This window comes from Nocardia sp. alder85J, from assembly GCF_020176955.2.
Taxonomy (GTDB): domain Bacteria; phylum Actinomycetota; class Actinomycetes; order Mycobacteriales; family Mycobacteriaceae; genus Nocardia.
In genome coordinates this window covers 12,052-32,994 of the sequence record NZ_JAIUCZ020000015.1, presented here as the reverse complement: position 1 = coordinate 32,994, position 20,943 = coordinate 12,052, and the positions used below count along the sequence as shown (strand labels likewise).

The following is a 20,943-nucleotide window of genomic DNA, read 5'->3' as shown; positions in this document are numbered from 1 at the left end:
CGGACGAGAGCCGTACGCGATCCGAATTCGCGCACGGCCCTTGCCTTTTCCTGGACCCGCCTACGCGGGCATGTGCACCGTCTTGGTCTCGAAGTACTCCTCGAGGCCCTCCGGCCCGCCCTCACGGCCCACGCCGGACTGCTTGTAGCCGCCGAAGGGGAGGGTGAAGTCGATGACGGCGCCGTTGACACTGATCGTGCCGGTGCGAACACGCTGGGCCAGCGCGTATCCGCGCTCCAGGTCCTCGGTGTAGACCGCGCCGGACAGGCCGTAGATCGAATCGTTGGCGATCGCGACGGCGTCGTCCTCGTCCTCGTAGGTGATCACGGAGATCACCGGGCCGAAGACCTCCTCCTGGGCGACGCGCATGTCGTTGCGGACGCCGTCGAGCAGGGTGGGCTGCACGAAGTAACCGGTGGTGACGCCCTCGGGGCGGCCGCCGCCGTAGACCACGGTGGCGCCTTCGGCCTTCGCGGATTCGATGTAGCTCTCCACCCGCTCGAGGTGACGGGCGCCGGCCAGCGGGCCGAGGAAATTGGTGGGCTCCCACGGGTTTCCGATGGGCAGCGCGGCGTAGGCGGCGGCGAGGGTGGCCACCACCTCGTCGTGGCGGGCCCGGGACACCAGGACGCGGGTCAGCGCGATGCAGGCCTGGCCGGACTGCATGCAGCCGCCCATCGGCAGCGACTGCACCACGTGGTTCAGGTCGGCGTCGTCGAGGATGATCGCGGCGGACTTGCCGCCGAGTTCCAGTGAGACACGGGCGATCCGCTCCCCCGCCAGCGACATGATGCGGCGGCCGGCGGCGGTGGAGCCGGTGAAGGTGATGCGGTCCACGCCCGGATCGGTGACCAGGGCCTCGGAGACCTCGCGGTCGGCCACCAGCACGCTCACCACACCGGCCGGAATGCGCTGCTCGGCAACGAGTTCGGCGATCACGTCGGCGAAGACGCTGGGCGACAGGGGCGCGTCGGGGGCGGCCTTGAGGATCACCGAGCAACCGGCGGCCAGGGCGGGGGCCAGCTTGAACGCGATGGTGCCGATCGGGCCGTTCCACGGGATGATCGCCGCGATGACACCGGCCGGCTCCTTCAGGATCCGGGAGATGCCGCCGTCGGCGCGGGTGCGGTCCTCGCGCAGTTGCACCTTGCGGGCCTCGGCGGCGACCGCGCGGAACAGTTCCGCGGTCATCTGCTGGGTCGGGCCGCTCACCGCGATCGGGATGCCGACCTCGACCACCCCGATATCGGTGAGTTCCGCAGTGCGCGTGGTCAACCGGTCGGCGATGGCGTCCAGCACGTCGGCGCGCTCGGCGATCGGGGTACGGGCCCAGGCGCCCTCGTCGAAGGAGGCGCGGGCGGCCGCCACCGCACGGTGCACGTCCTCGGTGGTGGCGCTGCGTACGCGGGCGACCCGCTGCTCGCTCCACGGATCGATCACGTCGATCCATTCGTCACCGGACGATTCGACCCACTGGCCGCCGATGAAAACCTTTTCCCGGGAAGCGATTTCGGGCGCCACCGCAGGTGCCGTCTCGACTGTCATTGCGGATGTTCTCCTCGTCAGCGGTTGTGGTAACCGGCGTCGACCGGGAGGGTGACGCCGGTGATGTAGCGGGCCTCGTCGGAGGCGAGGAAGACCAGGGCGTTGGACACGTCCACGGCCTCGATCAGTTCGACGGGCATCGGGTTCTTGTACGCCTCGTCGTTGGCGACCTCGGGATGGCTGTTGACGAAGGCGCCGTATTCGGCGTTCGCCACCATCGGGGTGTTGACGTCGGTCGGGTGGATGGAGTTGACCCGGATCAGATGCTCGGCCAACTGCTTCGAGTACAGCCGCATCAGGCCGACGACACCGTGCTTGGCCGCCGAGTATCCGGCCTGGCCGGGAAAGGTGTTGAGGCCCATGCTGGTCAGGCCCGCCGCGGAGCTGGTGATGGCGATCGACCCGCCCGCGCCGCGCTCGATCATGCCCGGCACCGCCACGTCGAGCACGTGCCACACACCGGTGAGCATGGTGTCGACGGCGTCGTGCCACGCCTGCGGCTCGACGCCCTGGTCGATGACCGGCATGATGCCCGCGTTCGGCACCAGGATGTCGACGCCGCCGAAGCGCTCGATGCCCGCGTCGTAGGCGCGCTGCACGTCGGCGCGCTGACGCACGTCGCCGACGACGGTGACGATGTCGCCACCGGCCGCCTTCACCAGGCGCTCGGTCTCGGCGAGATCCTCCTCGGTGGCCATCGGGTAGAACACACTGGGGATCTGGGCACAGATGTCCATACCGATGATGGACGCGCCCTCCTCGGCCATCCGCACCGCGTGCGAACGGCCTTGTCCCCGTGCCACACCGGTGATGAGCGCGACCTTGCCGGACAGTCTCTTCACGGATTACCTCTTCTTCCTGGGTGATCGGGATGCGGGCTCAGGACTTCGCGGGCGTCGCGTCCAGCGCGACGGCGTCGTCCGGAGCGGCGGGGAAGCGCTGCCGCAGTGCGGGTTTGGCCAGCTTCCCGGAGAAGGTGCGGGGCAGCGGTTCGCCGAGTTCGATTGCGTGCTTGGGCCGCTTGAACTTGGCCAGCTGCTCCGCGGCCACCGTGGCGATGTCGGCGGCCACCTCGGCGGACGGCCGGGCGCTGTGGAACACCACCATCGGCACCTCGCCCCAGCGGTCGTCGGTGACGCCGATGACGGCGAGGTCGACCAGCCCGTCGATGCCGTGCAGCACCTTCTCGATCTCGGCGGGATAGACGTTGAGCCCACCGGAGATCAGCATGTCCTTGCTGCGGTCGACGATCTTCAGGAAGCCGTCCTCGTCCTGGAGGCCGAGGTCGCCGGTGCGCAGCCAGCCGTCGGTGAGCGCCGCGGCGGTCGCCTCGGGCCGGTTCCAGTAGCCGCGCATGACGTGCTCGCCGCGCACCAGGATCTCGCCGACCTCACCGGCAGGCGTCTGCTCACCCGGCTCGCCGATGCGGACCCGGGTGCCGACCAGCGCGCGGCCGGTGAACCCCGGCCGCGACAGCGCGTCCTCGTAGGTCAGGCTGGCCACCATACCGGACGCCTCGGTCAGCCCGTACACCTGGGTGAGCGGAATCCCTTGGCGGCGATAGCATTCCAGCAGATCGGCGCTGACCGGGGCGCCACCGGTGGCGGCGAAGGTGAAGTCCGCGAGCGTGCGCTTGCCGAAGCCGGGCAGGGTGGTCATCCGCTCCCAGATCACCGGGACGGTGGTGGTGGCGGTGATCTGCTCGCGTTCGAAGGTGTCCAGCGCGATCTCCGGATCGTATTCGCGCAGCAGCACCATGGTGGCGCCGGGCACCACGACCAGCTGCATGAACACCGACAGCACCGAGCCGGTGTACACCAGCGGCGCCGAGCACAGCACCCGGTCGCGAGCGGTGAAGCCGTAGCTGACGGTTTGCGAGATGCCCGGGGCGATGGCGCTGCGGTGCGTGATGACCGCGCCCTTCTGCACGCCGGTGGTGCCGGAGGTGTAGCAGATGAAGGCCGGATCGTCGCCCGCGATCTCGACCGCCGGGGCGACGCCGGGATCGAGCAGGCTCGCGTACGGGCGATGCGAATCGCCGTCGACGCCGTAGATCTCGAACTCGGTCTCCGCGGCGCCGGCCTCGAGCAGCCCGGCCAGATCGTCCTCCACGACGACCACCCGCGGGGCGGCGTCGACCAGCAGCGGCGCGAGTTCCCGGCCGGTGAGCCGGAAGTTGAGCGGGACGCTGATCGCGCCCAGTTTCAGCGTCGCCACGATGACGTGCGCGAGTTCGGGCCGGTTGAGCATCATGACGGCGACCCGGTCGCCCTTGCGCACACCACGCGCGGCCAGGCCGCGGGCGAGCGCATCGGTGACCGCGTCCAGTTCGGCCCAGGTCTGCGCCGTGTCCCCGAACACGATCGCCTGCTGCCGCGGCCTGACTCTGCCCCAGTAGCGGGTCAAGTCGGCCAGATTCATGTGAACTCCTCGTCGTCATGGCGCCCACCCCGGACCGGTGTGACTCCGGTCACCGCAAATCTATCACCCGTAGATAACTCGCACAATGCCGAGTTCCGGAATTTTGTTGCGTATCCCCCTGCTGCGCAGTGCTTTTCACGTGCGGACAGCACAGCCCGGCGGGTCCGGCGCTTCCGCCCCTTTCGGCGCGTGCACCGGCCCGTCCGGACAGTTCGGTATTCGGTTGTCGCCGGGGCTACCCGGTGCCCGCCACGGCGCCGCGGATCTCGCCGGTGTGCGCCCCGTATTCCGGCGGCAGCTCCGGCGCGAACGTCTCGCCGTGCACGCGCACCGGGCTCGCCGCGAACTCCAGTTCGCCGACGCCCGGATACGCCACGCGGTAGGTGTTGCGCCGGGCCCGGAAATGCGGATCGTCGAGCAGTTCGGGCACGCTGTTGACCGGGCCGCCCGCGATGTCGTGGGCGAGGAACACCTCGATCCACTCGGCGCGGGTGCGCTGCGCGAAGATCTCGGTGAGCGCCCGCCAGACCGTCTCGGCCCGCTCGACCGCGCCCGCGTCGGTACTCGCGAGATCGATCTCCGCGAGCTCCGGACGGCCCACGGCCACCGCGAAATTGCGCCAGAACTTGTCCACGTGCGCGCCGAACAGCACGGCGTGGCCGTCGCTGGTCCGATACGCCTCCAGCCGCGGCCAATCCGGCAACCGGCCGTCGGGCAGCCAGCCCGGCCGCGGCAGGGAGCGGTCCCGGTTGAGTTCGGCGTCGATCAGATCGGGCATCCAGGCCGCGGCCACATCGATGCCGGCCACCTCGACATGACAGCCCTGCCCGGTGCGCGCGGCCCTGTGCAGCGCGGCCAGCAGGCCCATCGCGCCGTAGGCGCCCAGGGCGTACATGGCGATCGGCGGCGTGGTGCCGCCGGCCATACCCTCGGTCGGCGGCCGCTCCGGGATCCGCACCGCGCGCAGACCGGCGAAGGCGTCGAACACCGGGCCGCCGGTGCCGAGGCCGCGGTACGGCCCGTCGGTGCCCATCCCGGACACCGAGCAGAGCACGATCCGCGGATTGACCTCGCGCAGCGTCTCGTAACCGAGGCCGAGCCAGTCCAGATAGCCGCCGCGCATGCCCTCGATCACGGCGTCGCAGTCGCGGGCGATGTCCAGGAAGGCCTGCTTGTCCTCGGGTCTGCGCAGATCCAGCGCCACCGACTTCTTGCCGCGATTCCAGCGCAGATGCATGAACGACGGGCCGTCGGGGGTGCCGACCGCCCGGCTGCCGCCGACACGCACCGGATCACCGGCCGGACCGGCCTCCACCTTGATCACCTCGGCGCCGAGGTCCGCGAGATGGCCGCCCAGCGAGGCCGGGGCCAACTGGGCCACCTCGAGCACCCGCACGCCGTCGAGCAGCGAATAACCGCTCATCGCTCCGACACCTCCGTACCGTTGTTCGAAAAGATCTGTGTCTGTTCGGGTCTGAGCTCCACCCAGAGGCCCTCGGCCTCGGCCACGACCTGGTCGCCGTGATACATCGCGCCGCGCATGAAGCGCTTGCGGCCCTCCCGGCCGACCAGCTCCGCGGTGACCCGCAGTTCGGTGTGCAGCGGCGCGGGCGCGCGGAACTGCACGGTGAGACAGGCGGTCCGGGCCCAGGGGCGATTGCCGCCGTTGGCCACCCGGGCCAGGATCTCGTCGAAGATCAGGGTGGTGACCCCGCCGTTGAGCGCGTACCGCCCGGAATGGAACCGTCCCACGACGATTCGCGCGGACGCGGCCGTATCGGTGACGGTCTCGATGTGCAGCGGCACCGGCAGCGGATGACCGCGCCCGGCCAGGTCGTAGCGCTTACCGGCCAGCTGACCGTCCTCGTCGGCCTCGAATTCCTCCAGCTCCGAGGCGATCTCGCGCAGTGCGGCGGCGACGCGGGCGGCGGCCGCGGGCGTGGGACAGCTGCGGGTGACCGCCTCCTGTACCGCCCGGGTCGCCTCGATCAGCGCCGCGAACTCGTCCGCGCCGACGGCGGTCGGCTCCAGCCGGGCCTCCCAGCTCGGTTCCCAGATGTCGGATGCCGCTTCGATATTCGTCATCGGCGCTACCGGGCCGCCGCGACCGGACCGGCCGTCTCGTGGTCGAGCGCGGCGACGTCGGCGGCGACCATGGTGTGGAAGACCTGGCCCGGCAGTTCGTTACGGCCGTAGACCAGTTCCTCGACCTGCCCGCCGGCGGCGTTGGCGGTGATGGTGCCGCTGACGAACCAGTCCTCGGCGTGCAGGGTCTCCATCAGCAGATCCCAGCTCTTGTCGAGAATCCGCTGCTCCCGTTCGGTTTCGGGCTTGCGGGGGGCGAGCAGGCGGATGGTGCAGTGGCTGACGTTCGGATCCTCGGCGTCGGGCACGATCGTCCAGATCTCGAAATGCTGTGGCTCGGTGACCATCATGGTGCCGGGGTACACGGTGTAGTTGGCCAGCGAGTAGTCCCGCACGTCGAAGCTGTCCGGATCCGCGTCGCGGACCTCGGCGATCGTCTTGCGCGCCACCACCAGCCGCCAGGACCGGTCCACTCGATCGAAAGTGGACACATTGCCCTCGAGGAAGTGGCACACCGTCTTGGTGTGCAGCTGGCACAGGTGATAGGCGTCCTGCACGCCGTCGACGGCAATCTTCCAGTTCATCGCCAGCCGCCAGGTCTCCTTGCGCACCTGGTAGGAGGCGCCGATCCCGGTGTCGATCACCTCGGCGTCGTGCTTGGGCCCCAGCACGGCCGCGATGTCGAGGCCGGCCCCGGCCGTCGGCACCACCCAGATCAGCCCGTGCCGCACCTCGCACGGAAACTCGACCAGGCCGTGGTCGCCGCGGTCCAATTCCTCGAACCCGTCCGCATGCGGCATGCCACGCAGGGCGCCGTCCCGGCCGTAGGACCAGTTGTGGTACTTGCAGGCGAAGACGCGCTTACAACCGGACTGCTCGAATTCGACACGCGCGCCGCGGTGGCGGCAGACATTGGAGAACGCCCGGACACCGCCGTCGTTCTGCCGGACCACCAGCAGCGGCGTGCCGATCAGCTCGGTGGTCAGGAAATCGCCGGGCTCGGCCAGCTCGTCGACGTGCGCCACGATGTGCGGGAACCGGCGCACCACCGCGCGCTCCTTGGCGGCGAGTTCCGGATCGTTGAACACCGAGAACGGCACGCGCATGAGTCCGTCCGCGTAGTCGGTGGTCCGGTTGTCGACATGGGCGATCAACCGCCGGGTCAGGTCGATCTTCTCCTCGCGCTCCATGAATCCAGCGTGACACATGAGACGATTTCCGTCTAGTGTCTTATCTAAGAATCGTAGATTTAGGAGCTTGGTAACGTGCCGGGGATGGACAGCATCGACACGGGGACCGCCGACGTCCGCGCCGCGATCCTGACGGCCGCGGAGACGTGCTTCACCCGGTTCGGCATCGCGAAGACGACGATGGAGGACGTGGCGCGCGCGGCCGAGCTCTCCCGCGCCACCGTGTACCGGTATTTCGCCGACCGCGAATCGCTGATCGTGGAGTCGATCGCCCGCCGCGCCCGGATGAACATGGGCCCGGCCCGCGCCTTCATCGCACAGTGGCCCACCGTCGCCGACCGCCTGGTGGAGGGCATCTGCCAGGACATCCGCAAGGGCCACCTGGACCCGATGGTGAACCGCCTGGTCTCCCCCGGCGCGATGGGCCTCGCCACCCGCCTGCTGCACCAGTCCGGCCGAGCCCTGGAACTCACCCGCGAGTTGTGGGAACCGATCCTCGCCGAGGAACAACAGGCCGGCCGCCTCCGCGCCGACCTGGACCTGCGGCTGCTCTGCGAATGGATCGCCGAACTCGAGATCCTCTACGTCAGCCAGTACGGCAGCGACGAGACCACCCTGGACCGGGTCCGCGCCAAACTGCGCGCCTTCGTGGTCCCCGCCCTGCTCCCCTGACCGGTTTCCTGACGAGCCACCGCCGACCGGCCCGCACGCGCCGGGCAGCACATCCACTCGATACCCCACGCCACCGCGCGACGAGCCCGGGAACCCGGGCACCTGCCCCGACCACCGATCCGGGCCGGGTCGCGTCCGGCGCGGATCGGCTGCGTGGCCGAACGACTCACCCGGACAACAGAACTCCGCTCCGGTCGATCGGTCCGGTCGGTCCCGCCGGCATGCGATCGGCCGGGCCGACGCGGCGAGGCGCCGACGTGGACCGGGCCGTGGACCTGATCGGTCCCTACCCGGTCCGGCTGGACGACAGGGTCTGGTCGGCGCGCGGAGGGCGGTCATCTCACCCGGTGGCGACGGTGCCGACGGGCCGGGGCAGCGAGGGCGCGGCCGGGCGCGACCCGGGCGGAAGGACTTGCAGCACACCCTGTTCCACCAGTGCGGCGATGGTCTCATCGCTCATGCCCAGCAGGGTCCGGCAGATCTGCTCGGTGTGCTCGCCCGGTAGCGGGGCCGGGCGCAGCGGCGGTGCGGGGATGGTGTCGAAGTGCGCGACCGTGGCGGTGGCCGGGAGGTCGGCGGGCAGCAGCGGGTGGGCGAGCACGGCGTAGGCCCCGCGCTCGCGCAACTGCGGGTCGCGCAGCAGTTCCGGCAGGCGCAGCATGGCGCCGGCCGGGACGCCGGCCGCTTGCAGGGTCGCCATCGCCTCGCGCGGCGAGCGGCCGGCGAGCCAGTGGATCAGCCGGTCCTCGGCGGCGGAGCGGTGCGCGAGGCGCCCCTCCCGCGTCGCGAACATCGGATCGGCCGCCGGTTCGGGGCGGCCGACGACCTCGCACAGCCGCGCCCACTCCGCGTCGGTCCGCACCGCGACGACGCACCATTCGTCGTCACCGGCACAGGGGAAGACGCCGGTGGGGGCGTAGTACGGATCCCGATTGCCCGGCGCCGCAGCCGATCCCGGCACGATCGATTCCGCGGCGAGCTGGACGCCCAGCTGCACCAGCGCGGTATCCGACTGCGCCAGTTCGATCAGACCGCCCACTCCGGTGTCGACGCGCCGGATCAGCGCGGCCAGGATCGCGGTGGCGGCGACCTGTCCGGCGATGTGGTCCGGATAGACGGTCATGCCGTCGCACAACAGTTCCGGATCGTCGGGATAGCGCCACATCGCCGACACCCCGCACGAGGCCCGGACCAGCGGGCCGTAGCCCAGCCGCTCCCGCCACGGGCCCACGTTGCCGAAAGCGCTGGCGTCCGAGACGATCAGGCGCGGATTGAGCGCCGACAGTTCGGCCGGATCGAAGCCCATCGAGGTCAGGGTGCCGGGCTTGAAATTGGCCAGCAGCACGTCGGCGTCGCGCACCAGCTCGGTGAAGATCCGCCGCCCCTCGCCGGTGCGCAGGTCCACCCCGAAGCTGCGCTTGTTGCGATGCCCCCACGCCACCGACGGTGCCAGCGCCGCACCGCGTTTGGCCTGTCGCAGCCCGTCCGGGAAGGCCGCGTTCTCGATCTTGATCACGTCCGCGCCGTAATCGGCCAGCTGCCTGCTCAATTCGGCGCCGAACACGATCACCCCGAGGTCGAGCACCCGCAACCCCGCCAGCGGCCGCACCGGATCGGCAGCCACCACCGCACCGGTGGTCGTCCCGGCGCCGGACGGGCTCGCCGCCCCGTTCACCACCGAATACGCACCGGAATGCCGCGCCTGGTCGGCGGCAGCCGCCGCTTCGGCCGGCGCACCGCCCGGCTGCCCGTCGCGCTCCCCCACTCCCGGTGCGGGAGTGCGGATTCCGGCACGTACACCGTCGATGTTCAGGTAGCCCGCCGGCACCCGGGCGGACAGTCCGGGCGCCAGCTCCATGTCGGTCAGCGCCCCGGAGGCCGCGAAGTGTTCCAGGCGCAGCACCTCGGCCACGTCGTGCACACCGCCCAGCGGGACGCCGCGCCGCGCGCCCTCGGCGACGAGTTCGTCGCGGGTGCGCTCGGCGAACAGGGCGCCGATCAGGGGGTGCAGGCGGTCCGCGGCGGCGAAGCGGGCCGGGATGGTGTCGTATTTCGGGTCGGCGAATTCCGCGGGCGCACCGAGCCATTCGAACATCGACCGCCACTGCCGGCGGGCCAGCAGGCAGATCCGGACGTAGCCGTCCGCGCACCGGAAGACCGGGTAGAAGTTCGCCGCCGCGGGGCGCCCGCGCGGGAAGTCCTCCGACCGGCCGGCCGCGGCCGAGCCCTGGGTGCCGAAGCCGGGATCGAAGCCGTGCACCACGGTCTCGAAGGCCGACAGATCGACGAATTCGCCACGGCCGGAACCCAGGGCCGCGACGTGCGCGAGCAGCGCCGACCAGGCGGCGTGCACGCCCACGGTCTCCTCGATCAGCCCGGCGGGCGGCAGCAGCGGCGCGGCGCCGGGAGTCCCGGACCGCGACAGCACGCCGCTCATCGCGTAGAGCACGGATTCACTCGCCGTCCAGTCCCGGTACGGCCCGGTCCGGCCGAACGGGGTGATCGACACCCAGACCAGCGCCGGATTCTCGGCCAGCAGATCGGCCACCGTGGGCGACGGATCCGCCGCGAGGTCCAGTGCCGCGCGCGAATCCGCGCCCATCGTCCCGGAATCCACGACGATGTCCACCCCGCGGACCAGTTCGCGCAGGTGCTCCGGCCGGTCCGGGTCCAGGGTGATGCCGCGCTTGTTGGCGTTGCGCAGTGCGAACGGGATACTCACCCCGCCGACACGCGGTTCGGCGGACCGCGAGCGGGTTCCGCCCGGCGGTTCCGCGCGCACCACCTCGGCGCCCAGATCGGCCAGATACCGGCCGCAGGATTCGCCGAGCCCGTCGGTCAGATCGAGCACTCGGATGCCGGTGAGGGGAAATGTCATGGACGACTCCGTAATTCCGATCGCGCGGGGACGCCTCAGCGCCCGGCGAGGTAGATCGACTTCGTCTGCTGGTACGGCAGCAGGCCCTCCGGGCCCAGTTCCCGGCCGAGCCCGGACGCCTTCACCCCGCCGAAGGGCGCGGCCGGATCGAGGGCGTAGTGGTTGACCCCGACGGTGCCGCTGTGGATGCGGTCGGCCAGCGCGATCCCGCGCTCCTCGTCGGTGGTCCAGACGGTTCCGGCCAGGCCGTATTCCGAATCGTTGGCGATGGCCACCGCCTCGTCCTCGTCGCGGTACGGGGTCACGGTGAGGACCGGGCCGAAGATCTCCTCCCGTGCGAGCAGCGCGGTGTTGTCGACATCGGCGAACACGGTCGGCGCCACGAACCAGCCGTGCGGCTGCCCGGCCGGCGCGCCGCCGCCGGTGGTGAGCCGGTGCCCGGCGCGCACCCCGGCCTCGATGTAGCCGAGCACCCGGGCGCGCTGTGCGGCGCTGACCAGGGGGCCGATCTGGGTCGCGCGGTCCAGCGGATCACCGACCACGAAAGTGCGGACCGTCTCCGTCACCGCCTCGACCACCTCGTCGTAGCGGCCGCGCGGGGCCAGGATCCGGGTGCTGGCATGGCAGGTCTGGCCGTTGTTGGCCAGCGACACCTCGAGCAGGTTCGCGGTGAACAGCGCCAGGTCGGCGTCGTCGGTGACGATCGCGGCGGACTTGCCGCCGAGTTCGAGGGTGACCGGCCGCAGCAACCGGCCGCAGACCTCGCCGATCGCCCGCCCGGCGCCGGTGGAACCGGTGAAGGCCACCTTGTCCACACTGGGGTGGGCCACCAGGTGCGCACCGGCCTCACGGTCGGCGGGCACCACGTTCAGCACCCCCGGCGGCAGCTCCGCCTCGATCACGGCCTCCGCGAAAAGATAAGCGTCCAAGGCGGTTTCGGGTGCGGGCTTGAGCACGACCGCACATCCGGCGGCCAGCGCCGGGGCCAGCTTCATCACGGCCAGGGCCTGCGGGTAGTTCCACGGGGTGATCGCCGCGACCACCCCGATCGGCTCGCGCCGCACCAGCGTCCGGCCGCCGAACATGCTGGGCCGCACGTCGTCGGTGTCCCGGCCGCGCAGCAGATCGGCGTAGTAGGCGACGATCGCGGCGGGACCGTAGCCGTTGACCGCGATCGACAGCGAGATCGGCATACCGTTCTCCCGGCTGACAAGTGCCGCAGTCGATTTCGCGCGCGCCTTCAACGCCGCCGCGAACCGGTCCAGGGCGTCGGCCCGCTGCGCGATGGTGTATCCGGACCACGGCCCCTCCAGGGCGGTCCGCGCCGCGACGACCGCGGCATCGATATCGGCCCGGCCGGCGGCGGCCGAACGGCCCAGCGGCTTCTCGGTCGCCGCCTCCACCAGATCGACGGAACCGCCGCGCGGCGCGACCCATTCGCCGCCGATGAACAGGCTGGGCCGGTCGAAGTTGGTGTCGTCCATGGGATCTCCTCCGCGTCGGATCGGATTCGGGCAATGCCGCAGCGGGCCGATTGCCGCAGTCGGGGTTACAGGGTGTCGTGGTGGCCGAACAGGGTCGAACTGACCAGCGGGGCCATCGGGCCGCCGACGAACAGCGAAACCTTCGCGTCCTTCACCGGATTGGTGGAGGTGCCGCGGATCTGGCGCACGGCCTCCACCGCCAGCCCCATCCCGTTGACGAACGAGTCGGCCAGATTGCCGCCGCTGGTGTTCACCGGCAGCGCGCCGATTCCGGCGGTCAGGTTGTCGACGGTCAGCACCTCACCCGCGGCCGGGCCGGCCGGTACCAGGCCGTGGTCGATGAGCGCGGCGACCGCTGGGCCACTGAAGTTCTCGTACACCTGGGTCACGTCGACATCGGCCGGGCCCAGCCCGGCCGCCGCCCACAGCCGGTCCGCGACGCCGGGACGTCCCGGGGCGCCGGTGAATCCGGCCGAGGTGTACAGATCGTCGTTGTCGATCAGCGCGGAGTAGCCACCCGGCGCACCCTGCGCCCCGGCGAGCACATAGGCCGGATCCGGCCGCAGTTCCCGGGCCAGGTCGGCGGACACCAGCACCATGGCCACCGCGCCGTCGCTCTCGCGGGAGCAGTCGAACAGGTGGAACGGCTCGGTGATCAGCCGGGACTTCTCGTAGGTGTCCTCGTCCAGCGGTGTGCCGTACGCCTGCGCGCTGGGATTCTGCTGCGCATGCCGGTAGGCGGCGAGCACGAAAGCCCGCATGCCGGAACGGGGTACGCCGTCGTGCTCCAGCAGGCGCTGGGTCCGCAGCGCGCACACCTGCGCGGGCGAGCCGACGCCGTGCGCGAGGTAGTGCGGGCCGTAGAAGTACTTGGCATAGCCGAGCCGGCCGGTGTCGGCCTGGGCCATCGACCGGTAGACGACCACGCATTCGGCCTGCCCGGCGGCGATCGCGACCGCGGCGGTGTTGATCGCCGCGGCGACCGAGCCGCCGCCACCGCCCCACATCATGGTGGACCAGCGCACGTCGTCGACGCCGAGCGCGGCACCGATCATCGAACCGTCGTGCCCGCCACCGGCATAGGAGACGAACCCGTCCAGCCGCCGCGGCGAGACCCCGGCGTCGGCGCAGGCCCGGGTGATCGCCTCCAGGGTCATCCGCAGTTCGCCGTGCGGCGCCCGGCCACGGCGGTAGTGCAGTTCCGCGATGCCGACGACCGCCGCCGCACCGCGCAACATGTTCGCGCTCATCGCTGTCCTCCGGTCGTCGCGGACCGGCGCCACCGCAGCAGTGGCCAGGTCGCGCCCTCGTCGAGTTCGATGTGGCCGGTCACGGCCTCGCCGATGCGGGGGGTGTCGCCCGCGCCCGCGTCGGTGAGGATGCCCAGCACCCGCCGGTTGCCCGCGTGCGGCAGCTCGACCAGCACGGTCACGTACGGCAGCGCCACCGGCAGTTCGCTGATGAACGGGTACCAGCTGCGTGACCAGGTGTACACGGTGCCGACCGCGTCGACCGATTCCCAGCCCGGGTCGAAGGTGTGGCAGTGCGCGCAGATCCACTGCGGTCCCCAGATCCAGGCGTGGCAGCCGGTGCAGCGCTGGAGCCGCAGTTCACCGGCGCGCAGCCCCTCCCAGTAGGGCCGATCGACGCCGTCCTCGGCGGGCCCCCACGGCTCGCCGCTCACGACTGTGCCTCCACCGGGAAGTTCGCCAGGGCGGCGGCCAGCCAGACGCCGTCGCGCTGCTCCCAGATCGACCGCAGCCCGATCACGCCCTCGGGCGTGTCGTACACGGCCTCGCCGACATAGGTGTCGCCCTCGGCGCGGACCTCGACGATGCGCGCCGCCGACACCTCGCGGCCGGGCACCCGGACGCCCTCGAACACGGCGGGGATGTTCTCGGCCACCATGTCGCCCAGCGCCGCCTGCACGTCACCGGCGCGGACGTAGCCCACGTGCCGCTCGTAACGAGCGCGGAAGTCCTCCAGGGACATCGGAAACTCCTTGCCCCGGGCGATGTTTCGCAGAATCATCGCCCGAAATCAGTAAAACTCGTGTCTTCGGACGTAAGAGCGTCACCGCGGCAGGCACTCGCCCGCCGCGGTGACCGAGACCACCGCACCGGCCACGTCGTCGGTGGCCAGCCGGGCCACCCAGTCCGCGTCGGTCGCGGCCGCCAGCGCCCGCGCGCCGCCGGGAGTGCGGGCGACCACGAAACCCTTCTCGGGCAGACCCGCACGGTCGTAGACGACCGTCCACGATTCGACCGTGGCCGTGCCCTCGTAGCCGGCCGGCGCCGGAGTGGTCGGTTCGGCGTCGACCCGGGCCTGCACGTCCTCGCGCCGGAAGCCCTGCTCCGGCGGCTCGGTCGAGTAGAGGCCGATGGCGTGTTTGGTGAGGTAGCCGCCGTTGGCGGTGATCATGCCGTAGCTGCCGGGCGATTCCCGCAGCCGGTTCATCAGGGTCGCGACCGCGTGCGTGACGTAGTTGTTCCAGGGCCCGCCCGCGAAGGTGAGCCCACCGGTCAGCGTCAGCGGCCGGCCCGGATCATCCAGTGGCAGACCGAGTTCCGCGGCGGCGACCTGCACCGCCGACGGGAAGCAGGAGTAGACGTCGATGTGCGCCACGTCGTCGGCGCCCACACCGGCCAGTTCCAGGGCCCGCGCTCCCGCGAACCGGATGGCCGGCGAGCGGTGCAGCGCACCGCGTTCGGCGATCGCGTAGGTGTCGTGCGCCTCGGTGCCGGACTGCGGGAACACCCAGCGGTCGCGCGGAATACCGTGCCGCCGTGCGGCTTCCACCGAGCACAGCAGCACGCCCGCGCCCTGCTCGACCATGTTGTTCGAATTCATCAGCTTGGTGTAGGGCAGCGTGATCAGCCGGTTGCCCGGCGACGGCTCGAGGATCTCCGCGGCGCTGTACTCGCGCCGGTTCCAGGCGTGCGGATTGGTCGCCGCCACCTTGCTGAACCGCGACCACAGGGCCGCGGCGTGCTCGCGCTGCTCGTCGATGCTCCGCCCGGCGGCGATCCGCAGCGCCTGCTCGAACAGCGGGTAGATATAGACCGGCCGGTCCAGGCCGATGCGCCGCTCCGACTCGGAGTTCATCGGCACCGGCGGCATCAGCAGCGGCGCCTCGGGCACGGATTCGTCCTGTTTTGTCCAGTCCGGGCGCGCACCCTCGGCCCGCAGTTTCATCCGGGTCCGCCAGGACTCGCCACCGCCGATCAGCACGACGTCGGCCCGTCCCGCGGCGATATCGGCGGCGGCGCCGTTCACCAGCGCCTGCGGGGTGCTGCCGCCGTCGCCGGTGTAGCCGGTGTGCCGGGGCGCGGCCCCGATGCGCTCGCCGACCAGGCGGCCGGGATCGCGGTAGCGCCAGGACAGCAACCCCACGATGCGGATCGAGTCGACGGCGGCGAGCAGTCCGGGCGCGCCCGCGTCGGCGGCGGCCGCGCGGGCCGCATCGGCGATCAGGTCGACCGGCTCGCGACCGCCCGCGCGATCGTTGATCTGCCCGCCGCCGACCAGCACCGGCGTGCGTGGGTCGAGCGTCATGCCACCGACCTCCGCATCCGGCTCACCGCGTACTCCTCGCGCATGCCCACCACCTCGTCGTCATCGACCAGTTTATCTACGTTCGTTAGATTAAACGAAGGCTCGCGCGGACGCCACCACAGCTTTCACCGGGATTCGGTGGCCGCCGCGAGCCGGTGGCCGCCTCAGCGACCCTGCCAGATCGGCGGCCGCTTCTCCGCGAACGCCACCGCGCCCTCGCGGGCATCCGCCGACGTCATGATCTCCTTGACCGCGTCGGCCTGGCTACGGAAGCCCTCGCCGGACGGCCAGTCGACCGCCGACGCGACGATCTGCTTGGTGGTCCGCACCGCCAGCGGCGCGTTCGCCGCGATGCGGGCGGCCAGCTGCCGGGCGCCGTCGAGGGCCGCGCCGGGCTCGGTGAGCATATTGACCACGCCGTGCCGGTGCGCCACCTCGGCGCTCAGCTCGTCGCCGGTCAGCGCGATCTCCATCGCCAGCTGGTACGGCAGCGTCTTCGGCAGCCGCAGCAGACCGCCGGCCGCGGCGACCAGGCCGCGCTTCACCTCCGGGATGCCGAACTTCGCCGTGCGCGACGCCACCACCAGGTCGGCGCTGAGCACGATCTCGAAGCCACCGGCCAGCGCCCAGCCCTCGACGGCCGCGATGAGCGGCTTGGCCGGCGGCCGCTCGGTGATGCCGGCGAATCCGCGCCCGCGCACCATCGAATTCCCACCGCGCACGAATGCCTTGAGATCCATTCCCGCGCAGAAGGTTCCGCCGGCCCCGGTGATGATCGCGACCGTGACGTCCGGCCGGGAGTCGATCTCGTCGACCGCCGCCGCGATACCCTCGGCCGTGGCCCGGTCGATGGCATTGCGCGCCGCCGGGCGATCGATGGTGATCACCGCGACCCCACCCTCGAACTCGGTCCGGACACTTTCGGTCATAGCTGCTCCTTCGCACCTGGGATCACCGCTACTTTATCTATTATCATTAGGTTTAGCGAGCCCGGCCACCGGCCATCGGTCGAACTTAGGTCAATTTACAAATTACGATTGACGTCAGTCGTCTCATGACATACCTTCTGCTGTGAGGCACAGCACATCAGTCGCCCTCGCCGGAGGAGGACCGCAGCCCGGTTCCGTCCCCCGCCCCGGCCGCCGTGCCCTCTCCGGCGCCGGTCCCCCGCGGATCGGCCGCATCGTTTCCTGCAAAAACGGAGTAAAAAGCCCATGAAGCTCGAAGGCAAAGTCGCCATCATCACCGGCGCCGGTTCCGGCCTCGGCCGCGAAAGCTCCCGGTTGTTCGCCACCGAGGGCGCGAAGGTCGCCGTCGTGGACATCGATCCGGAACGCGCCGCGCAGACGGTCGAACTGGTCGAGAAGGACGGCGGCACCGCGCTGGCAATCACCGCCGACGTCAGCGACGAGGCGCAGGTACAGGCCGCCGTGGCCGTCACGGTGGAGCAGTTCGGCAAGCTGGACATCATGTGGGCCAACGCGGGCATCGTGTCCCGCGGCGGCGTGCCGTCCGTGCTCGGCGGCGAGCAGATCGAGTTCCAGGACGTCACCGACGCCGACTGGCAGCAGGTGCTCGGGGTCAACCTCAGCGGCGTGTTCTACTCCGCCAAGGCGGCCGTCCCCGCGCTGCGCGCCAACGGCGGCGGCACCATCCTCGCCACCTCCTCGGCGGCGTCGCTGGTCGCCTACCACGGCATCGCGATGTACTCGGCGACCAAGGCCGGGGTCAACGGCCTGGTCCGCGGCCTGAGCCTGGACCTGGGCCGGTACGGCATCCGGGTCAACGCGCTGTGCCCCACCCACGGCATGTCGCCGAACTTCCTGATGCCGGCGGGCGCGCCGGTGGTGGGCCAGTCCTACGAGGAGGTCGCCGGTCCGTGGGATCCGTCGATCTCGCCGATCCCGCTGAAGTTGCAGCGGCCGCCGTCGCTGCAGGACAACGCGCGCGTGGCGCTGTTCCTGGTCTCCGACGACTCGCAGTACATCTCCGGCCAGTGCCTGCCCGCCACCGACGGTGGCACCCTGTCGCGGGTCGGCATGTGGTTCCCGGAGGACAAGGGTTCCCCCGGGGACCTCTGAGATGAGCCCGGAACCCAGCCGCCTCGTCGTCGATCGGAATGCCTGTGCGGGCCATGGCCTCTGCTATGCGACGGCACCCGATCTGCTCGGCCCGGACGACCAGGGTGACCCTGTCGTACTGGCCGATCCCCTGCCCGCCGATCGGCTCGATGCCGGGCAGACGGTCGTGACCGTCTGCCCGGAACGGGCACTGTCACTGACGGGGCCGTCCCGTCACCGATCCGAGGAACAGTCATCATGACTACTGCCGCAAAGGTTCCCGGTAATCTGGTCGTCGATTTCGACATCTACGACCAGTCGATGGCCATGCCGGTGGACACCGTGCCCCAGCGCGTCGCGGAACTCGCGAGCAAGGGCCCGGTGGTGTACTCCACCGCGCACGGCGGCCACTGGATCGTCACCCGCTATCAGGAGATCCACGACGTCCTCCGCGACCCGGAGACGTTCTCCAGCTACCCCAACAATCTGGTGAGCACCACCGCCGGATTCGGCAAATTCCTTCCGCTGGAACTGGATCCGCCGGAACACACCGGCTACCGCCGGGCCCTGCAACCGCTGTTCAGCCCGCAGCGCATGCAGGCGCTCGAGGACGACATCCGGGCCGTGATCAACGAACTCATCGACGCGTTCGCGAATACCGGTGAGGCGGAGTTCATCACCGCCTTCGCCCACGAACTGCCCACCCGGGTCTTCCTCACCCTGATGGATTGGCCGCTGGCCGACGCCGCGATGTTCACCGAGGCGACCGATATCGTGCTCACCGGCATTCCCGGTGCGAGCGAAGAGGAATCGAATCAGGCCCGCGGCACGGCGGCGTTCCGGATGCTGGGGTACTTCCAGCAGATGATCGACGCCCGGCGCGCGAATCCCGGTACGGATGTGACCTCCACGATCATCCACACCGAGGTGGAACTCGCCGACGGCACCCGGCTGCTCACCGACGAAGAACTCAACCGGATGTTCTTCCTGTTGCTGATCGCCGGCCTGCACACGGTGCAGGGTTCCCTGGCCTGGAGCATCATGCACCTGTCGAACAATCCCGAGCAGCGCCGGGAACTCGTCGCCGATCCCACGCTGATCCCCTCGGCCGTCGAGGAGATCCTGCGCATCGAGGCCGCCGTCATCCCCGGCCGGCGGGCCACCCGGGCTGTCGAACTCGGTGGCGTGACCATCGCGGAGGGCGATCAGCTGATCCTGTTGCTGTGCTCCGCCAATCGCGATGCGGCCGAGTTCGCACAGCCCGACGCACTGCAATTGGATCGGCGGCCGAACCGGCACCTGTCCTTCGGCGCCGGGGCACACCGTTGCCTCGGTTCGCATCTGGCCCGGGTCGAACTCCGGCTCGCGCTGGAGGAGATCCACCGCCGGATCCCGGATTACGCACTGGTGGAATCGGATCCGCCGATTCTGCATGCCAGTCAGGTCCGCGGCTGCGTCCGGCTGCCGATCACGTTCACGGCGGAGGGCTGACGGCAGCACACCGAGAGCGAATCAAGAACATCCGACGAGTATCGTCCATGGTGTCGTGACGAATCGATCCCGTGGAGGGCGGAGTAGAGCATGGCTCGGCGGAACAGCAACGTCCTCAGCACGGATGTGGAGGAGGCGCGCGGCCAGATCCTCGCGGCGGCGCAGACCACCTTCCTGCGATTCGGTGTCGACAAGACCACCATGGACGACATCGCCAAGGCGGCCGGGGTGTCGCGGCCCACGATCTACCGGTATTTCCGGGATCGCGACACCCTCATCGCCGACCTGATCCGCCTGCGGTCGCGGAAGTTGTTCGTGCGCGGCACGAAATTCGTGCTCGAGCGGGAGCACTTCCGCGATCAACTGGTCGACGGGCTGATGTTCATGGTCGACCACGGCCGCCAGGATCCGCTGATCCGGCTCATCGTCGGGCCGGAGCACATGGACCTGGCGACCACCGTGGTCGGCACCTCGCGACTGGCCAGCACCCTCACCCTGGAGATGTGGGGCCCGATCTTCGACCGCGCCCGCGAGCGCGGCGAACTGCGCGCGGGCATGAGCAACGAGCGGGCCAGCGAATGGCTCGCGCTGGTGCAGCTGATCCTGGTGGGGCGGCTCGATTTCGAGAATCCGGCCGACCCCTCGCACCGTGCGCTGATCGAGACCTTCGTGCTCCCGGCCTTCCTGCCCGCCGGGGCCTGAGCGCGGCCCGATCGGCGACGTCGCGGCCCGCGACATCTGCGGACGGGCCGCGGCGTCACCCGCCCGTCACGCGAAGCGGTTCAGGCCCGCGGCGGTGAGCAGGTAGCTCTCGCCGAGGTCGGCGGGCTCGGTCGCGGCCAGTTCGACCACCGCCGCTCCGACCGTCTCCGGGGTGAGCAGGCCGCCGAGTTGCTCCGCGTACTGCTGCGCGGACAGGCCGTTGGGCGTGGCGTAGGCGTCCACCGCGGCCTGCCCGACGCCGGTGCCCGGAACCGGCCGGGGCAGCACGGTGGTGAAGTCGATCCCGAGCCCGGCCCGGGCCGATTCGCCGTTGGCATAGGCGGTGATGAAACGCTGGGTGGCCTTCGCCCCGGCATAACCGCCGCTCAACGGCGAACCACCTACTGCCGCACCGCTACTGACCACGATCACCCGGCTGCCGGGCCGCAACGGCCGCAGCAGGCTCGCCGACAGCCACAGGAACGCGATCCGGACATCGGTCTCCCAGTTCACCGAGAACGTCTCCCAGGTCTGCTGCTCGAGCGGCGCCACGTGCGGGATGGCCCCGGCGACCAGCACGACGGTGTCCGGTTCGTACTGTTCGAGCAGTCGCTCGGCGACACCCTTCTCCCCCGCGTCGGCGGCGTCGTATCGAATGCCGGGCGCCTCGGCGGCCAGTTCGGCCAGCCGGGACTCGTCGCGGGCCACCGCGACGACGCTGCCGCCGTCCGCGGCGAATGCGGTGGCGATACCGCGGCCCAGGCCGCGCGAGGCGCCGACGACGACGGTGGTGTGTGCGTTTCTCATCCGTGATCCTCCTCGATGGTGTGACTGTTCTTGCCCGTTGAGACACCGCACCG

At 70.6% G+C, this 20,943-nt stretch carries 19 protein-coding genes; 5 read left to right on the top strand and 14 right to left on the bottom strand.

What is annotated here, in order from left to right:
• Nucleotides 1-60: 60 nt before the first annotated feature.
• The 6 genes from LBW94_RS39650 to LBW94_RS39625 form a co-directional block, all read right to left on the bottom strand.
• The gene (locus LBW94_RS39650; RefSeq protein WP_225057947.1) at nt 61-1,545 is read right to left on the bottom strand and encodes an aldehyde dehydrogenase; all 1,485 of its coding nucleotides are present in this window, start codon (nt 1,543-1,545) and stop codon (nt 61-63) included.
• Between the two features lie 17 nt (nt 1,546-1,562).
• On the bottom strand, nt 1,563-2,387 hold the full coding sequence (locus LBW94_RS39645) for a mycofactocin-coupled SDR family oxidoreductase (RefSeq protein ID WP_225057946.1): 825 nt from the start codon (nt 2,385-2,387) through the stop codon (nt 1,563-1,565).
• A gap of 37 nt (nt 2,388-2,424) precedes the next feature.
• Nucleotides 2,425-3,966 carry a class I adenylate-forming enzyme family protein gene (locus tag LBW94_RS39640; RefSeq protein WP_225057945.1) on the bottom strand — a complete coding sequence of 514 codons (1,542 nt, stop codon included), beginning with the start codon at nt 3,964-3,966 and terminating at the stop codon, nt 2,425-2,427.
• A 235-nt stretch (nt 3,967-4,201) separates the two neighbouring features.
• On the bottom strand, nt 4,202-5,389 hold the full coding sequence (locus tag LBW94_RS39635) for a CaiB/BaiF CoA transferase family protein (protein WP_225057944.1): 1,188 nt from the start codon (nt 5,387-5,389) through the stop codon (nt 4,202-4,204).
• Complete coding sequence (locus LBW94_RS39630; protein ID WP_225057943.1) at nt 5,386-6,051, bottom strand: hotdog fold domain-containing protein; 666 nt, start codon at nt 6,049-6,051, stop codon at nt 5,386-5,388. The genes LBW94_RS39635 and LBW94_RS39630 overlap by 4 nt, the downstream gene beginning before the upstream one ends.
• Nucleotides 6,052-6,056: 5 nt before the next feature.
• A complete protein-coding gene (locus LBW94_RS39625; protein WP_225057942.1) occupies nt 6,057-7,241 on the bottom strand; it encodes an aromatic ring-hydroxylating oxygenase subunit alpha in 1,185 nt (394 codons plus the stop codon).
• 84 nt (nt 7,242-7,325) lie between these two features.
• Between LBW94_RS39625 and LBW94_RS39620 the strand changes: the two genes are divergently transcribed.
• Nucleotides 7,326-7,913 (top strand): TetR/AcrR family transcriptional regulator, encoded by a 588-nt coding sequence (locus tag LBW94_RS39620; protein WP_225057941.1) that lies wholly within the window; start codon nt 7,326-7,328, stop codon nt 7,911-7,913.
• A gap of 340 nt (nt 7,914-8,253) precedes the next feature.
• Here LBW94_RS39620 and LBW94_RS39615 read toward each other — a convergent pair whose 3' ends face one another.
• The 7 genes from LBW94_RS39615 to LBW94_RS39585 form a co-directional block, all read right to left on the bottom strand.
• Nucleotides 8,254-10,791 (bottom strand): CaiB/BaiF CoA transferase family protein, encoded by a 2,538-nt coding sequence (locus LBW94_RS39615; protein WP_225057940.1) that lies wholly within the window; start codon nt 10,789-10,791, stop codon nt 8,254-8,256.
• A gap of 35 nt (nt 10,792-10,826) precedes the next feature.
• The gene (locus LBW94_RS39610; RefSeq protein WP_225057939.1) at nt 10,827-12,275 is read right to left on the bottom strand and encodes an aldehyde dehydrogenase; all 1,449 of its coding nucleotides are present in this window, start codon (nt 12,273-12,275) and stop codon (nt 10,827-10,829) included.
• Between the two features lie 65 nt (nt 12,276-12,340).
• On the bottom strand, nt 12,341-13,525 hold the full coding sequence (locus LBW94_RS39605) for a thiolase C-terminal domain-containing protein (protein WP_225057938.1): 1,185 nt from the start codon (nt 13,523-13,525) through the stop codon (nt 12,341-12,343).
• A complete protein-coding gene (locus LBW94_RS39600) occupies nt 13,522-13,959 on the bottom strand; it encodes a Zn-ribbon domain-containing OB-fold protein (RefSeq protein ID WP_225057937.1) in 438 nt (145 codons plus the stop codon). The genes LBW94_RS39605 and LBW94_RS39600 overlap by 4 nt, the downstream gene beginning before the upstream one ends.
• A complete protein-coding gene (locus tag LBW94_RS39595; protein WP_225057936.1) occupies nt 13,956-14,267 on the bottom strand; it encodes a hypothetical protein in 312 nt (103 codons plus the stop codon). The genes LBW94_RS39600 and LBW94_RS39595 overlap by 4 nt, the downstream gene beginning before the upstream one ends.
• Before the next feature lie 81 nt (nt 14,268-14,348).
• Nucleotides 14,349-15,830, bottom strand: a complete 1,482-nt coding sequence (locus LBW94_RS39590) for an acetyl-CoA acetyltransferase (RefSeq protein ID WP_225057935.1) — start codon at nt 15,828-15,830, stop codon at nt 14,349-14,351.
• A 164-nt stretch (nt 15,831-15,994) separates the two neighbouring features.
• Nucleotides 15,995-16,759 (bottom strand): crotonase/enoyl-CoA hydratase family protein, encoded by a 765-nt coding sequence (locus LBW94_RS39585; RefSeq protein WP_225057934.1) that lies wholly within the window; start codon nt 16,757-16,759, stop codon nt 15,995-15,997.
• Nucleotides 16,760-17,044: 285 nt separating this feature from the next.
• Here LBW94_RS39585 and LBW94_RS39580 point away from each other — a divergent pair, with 285 nt between their 5' ends.
• The 4 genes from LBW94_RS39580 (at nt 17,045) to LBW94_RS39565 (ending at nt 20,083) form a co-directional block, all read left to right on the top strand.
• A complete protein-coding gene (locus LBW94_RS39580) occupies nt 17,045-17,911 on the top strand; it encodes an SDR family NAD(P)-dependent oxidoreductase (protein WP_225057933.1) in 867 nt (288 codons plus the stop codon).
• A gap of 1 nt (nt 17,912) precedes the next feature.
• Nucleotides 17,913-18,152 carry a ferredoxin gene (locus LBW94_RS39575; protein WP_225057932.1) on the top strand — a complete coding sequence of 80 codons (240 nt, stop codon included), beginning with the start codon at nt 17,913-17,915 and terminating at the stop codon, nt 18,150-18,152.
• Nucleotides 18,149-19,381 (top strand): cytochrome P450, encoded by a 1,233-nt coding sequence (locus tag LBW94_RS39570; RefSeq protein WP_225057931.1) that lies wholly within the window; start codon nt 18,149-18,151, stop codon nt 19,379-19,381. Before LBW94_RS39575 ends, LBW94_RS39570 begins: the two co-directional genes overlap by 4 nt.
• 90 nt (nt 19,382-19,471) lie before the next feature.
• Entirely contained in the window at nt 19,472-20,083 is a 612-nt protein-coding gene (locus LBW94_RS39565) for a TetR/AcrR family transcriptional regulator (protein ID WP_225057930.1), read from the top strand.
• Nucleotides 20,084-20,149: 66 nt separating this feature from the next.
• On the opposite strand, the gene LBW94_RS39560 is transcribed toward LBW94_RS39565, so the two are convergent.
• The gene (locus LBW94_RS39560; protein ID WP_225057929.1) at nt 20,150-20,890 is read right to left on the bottom strand and encodes an SDR family NAD(P)-dependent oxidoreductase; all 741 of its coding nucleotides are present in this window, start codon (nt 20,888-20,890) and stop codon (nt 20,150-20,152) included.
• Nucleotides 20,891-20,943: the final 53 nt, after the last annotated feature.

What these genes read in the sequence shown, in the direction of transcription:
- LBW94_RS39560 (WP_225057929.1), bottom strand. Translation starts at nt 20,890, where the DNA reads ATGAGAAACGCACACACCACCGTCGTCGTCGGCGCCTCGCGCGGCCTG.
- LBW94_RS39635 (WP_225057944.1), bottom strand. Translation starts at nt 5,389, where the DNA reads ATGAGCGGTTATTCGCTGCTCGACGGCGTGCGGGTGCTCGAGGTGGCC.
- LBW94_RS39615 (WP_225057940.1), bottom strand. Translation starts at nt 10,791, where the DNA reads ATGACATTTCCCCTCACCGGCATCCGAGTGCTCGATCTGACCGACGGG.
- LBW94_RS39625 (WP_225057942.1), bottom strand. Translation starts at nt 7,241, where the DNA reads ATGGAGCGCGAGGAGAAGATCGACCTGACCCGGCGGTTGATCGCCCAT.
- LBW94_RS39575 (WP_225057932.1), top strand. Translation starts at nt 17,913, where the DNA reads ATGAGCCCGGAACCCAGCCGCCTCGTCGTCGATCGGAATGCCTGTGCG.
- LBW94_RS39580 (WP_225057933.1), top strand. Translation starts at nt 17,045, where the DNA reads ATGAAGCTCGAAGGCAAAGTCGCCATCATCACCGGCGCCGGTTCCGGC.
- LBW94_RS39605 (WP_225057938.1), bottom strand. Translation starts at nt 13,525, where the DNA reads ATGAGCGCGAACATGTTGCGCGGTGCGGCGGCGGTCGTCGGCATCGCG.
- LBW94_RS39620 (WP_225057941.1), top strand. Translation starts at nt 7,326, where the DNA reads ATGGACAGCATCGACACGGGGACCGCCGACGTCCGCGCCGCGATCCTG.
- LBW94_RS39565 (WP_225057930.1), top strand. Translation starts at nt 19,472, where the DNA reads ATGGCTCGGCGGAACAGCAACGTCCTCAGCACGGATGTGGAGGAGGCG.
- LBW94_RS39610 (WP_225057939.1), bottom strand. Translation starts at nt 12,275, where the DNA reads ATGGACGACACCAACTTCGACCGGCCCAGCCTGTTCATCGGCGGCGAA.
- LBW94_RS39570 (WP_225057931.1), top strand. Translation starts at nt 18,149, where the DNA reads ATGACTACTGCCGCAAAGGTTCCCGGTAATCTGGTCGTCGATTTCGAC.
- LBW94_RS39590 (WP_225057935.1), bottom strand. Translation starts at nt 15,830, where the DNA reads ATGACGCTCGACCCACGCACGCCGGTGCTGGTCGGCGGCGGGCAGATC.
- LBW94_RS39640 (WP_225057945.1), bottom strand. Translation starts at nt 3,966, where the DNA reads ATGAATCTGGCCGACTTGACCCGCTACTGGGGCAGAGTCAGGCCGCGG.
- LBW94_RS39630 (WP_225057943.1), bottom strand. Translation starts at nt 6,051, where the DNA reads ATGACGAATATCGAAGCGGCATCCGACATCTGGGAACCGAGCTGGGAG.
- LBW94_RS39585 (WP_225057934.1), bottom strand. Translation starts at nt 16,759, where the DNA reads ATGACCGAAAGTGTCCGGACCGAGTTCGAGGGTGGGGTCGCGGTGATC.
- LBW94_RS39650 (WP_225057947.1), bottom strand. Translation starts at nt 1,545, where the DNA reads ATGACAGTCGAGACGGCACCTGCGGTGGCGCCCGAAATCGCTTCCCGG.
- LBW94_RS39595 (WP_225057936.1), bottom strand. Translation starts at nt 14,267, where the DNA reads ATGTCCCTGGAGGACTTCCGCGCTCGTTACGAGCGGCACGTGGGCTAC.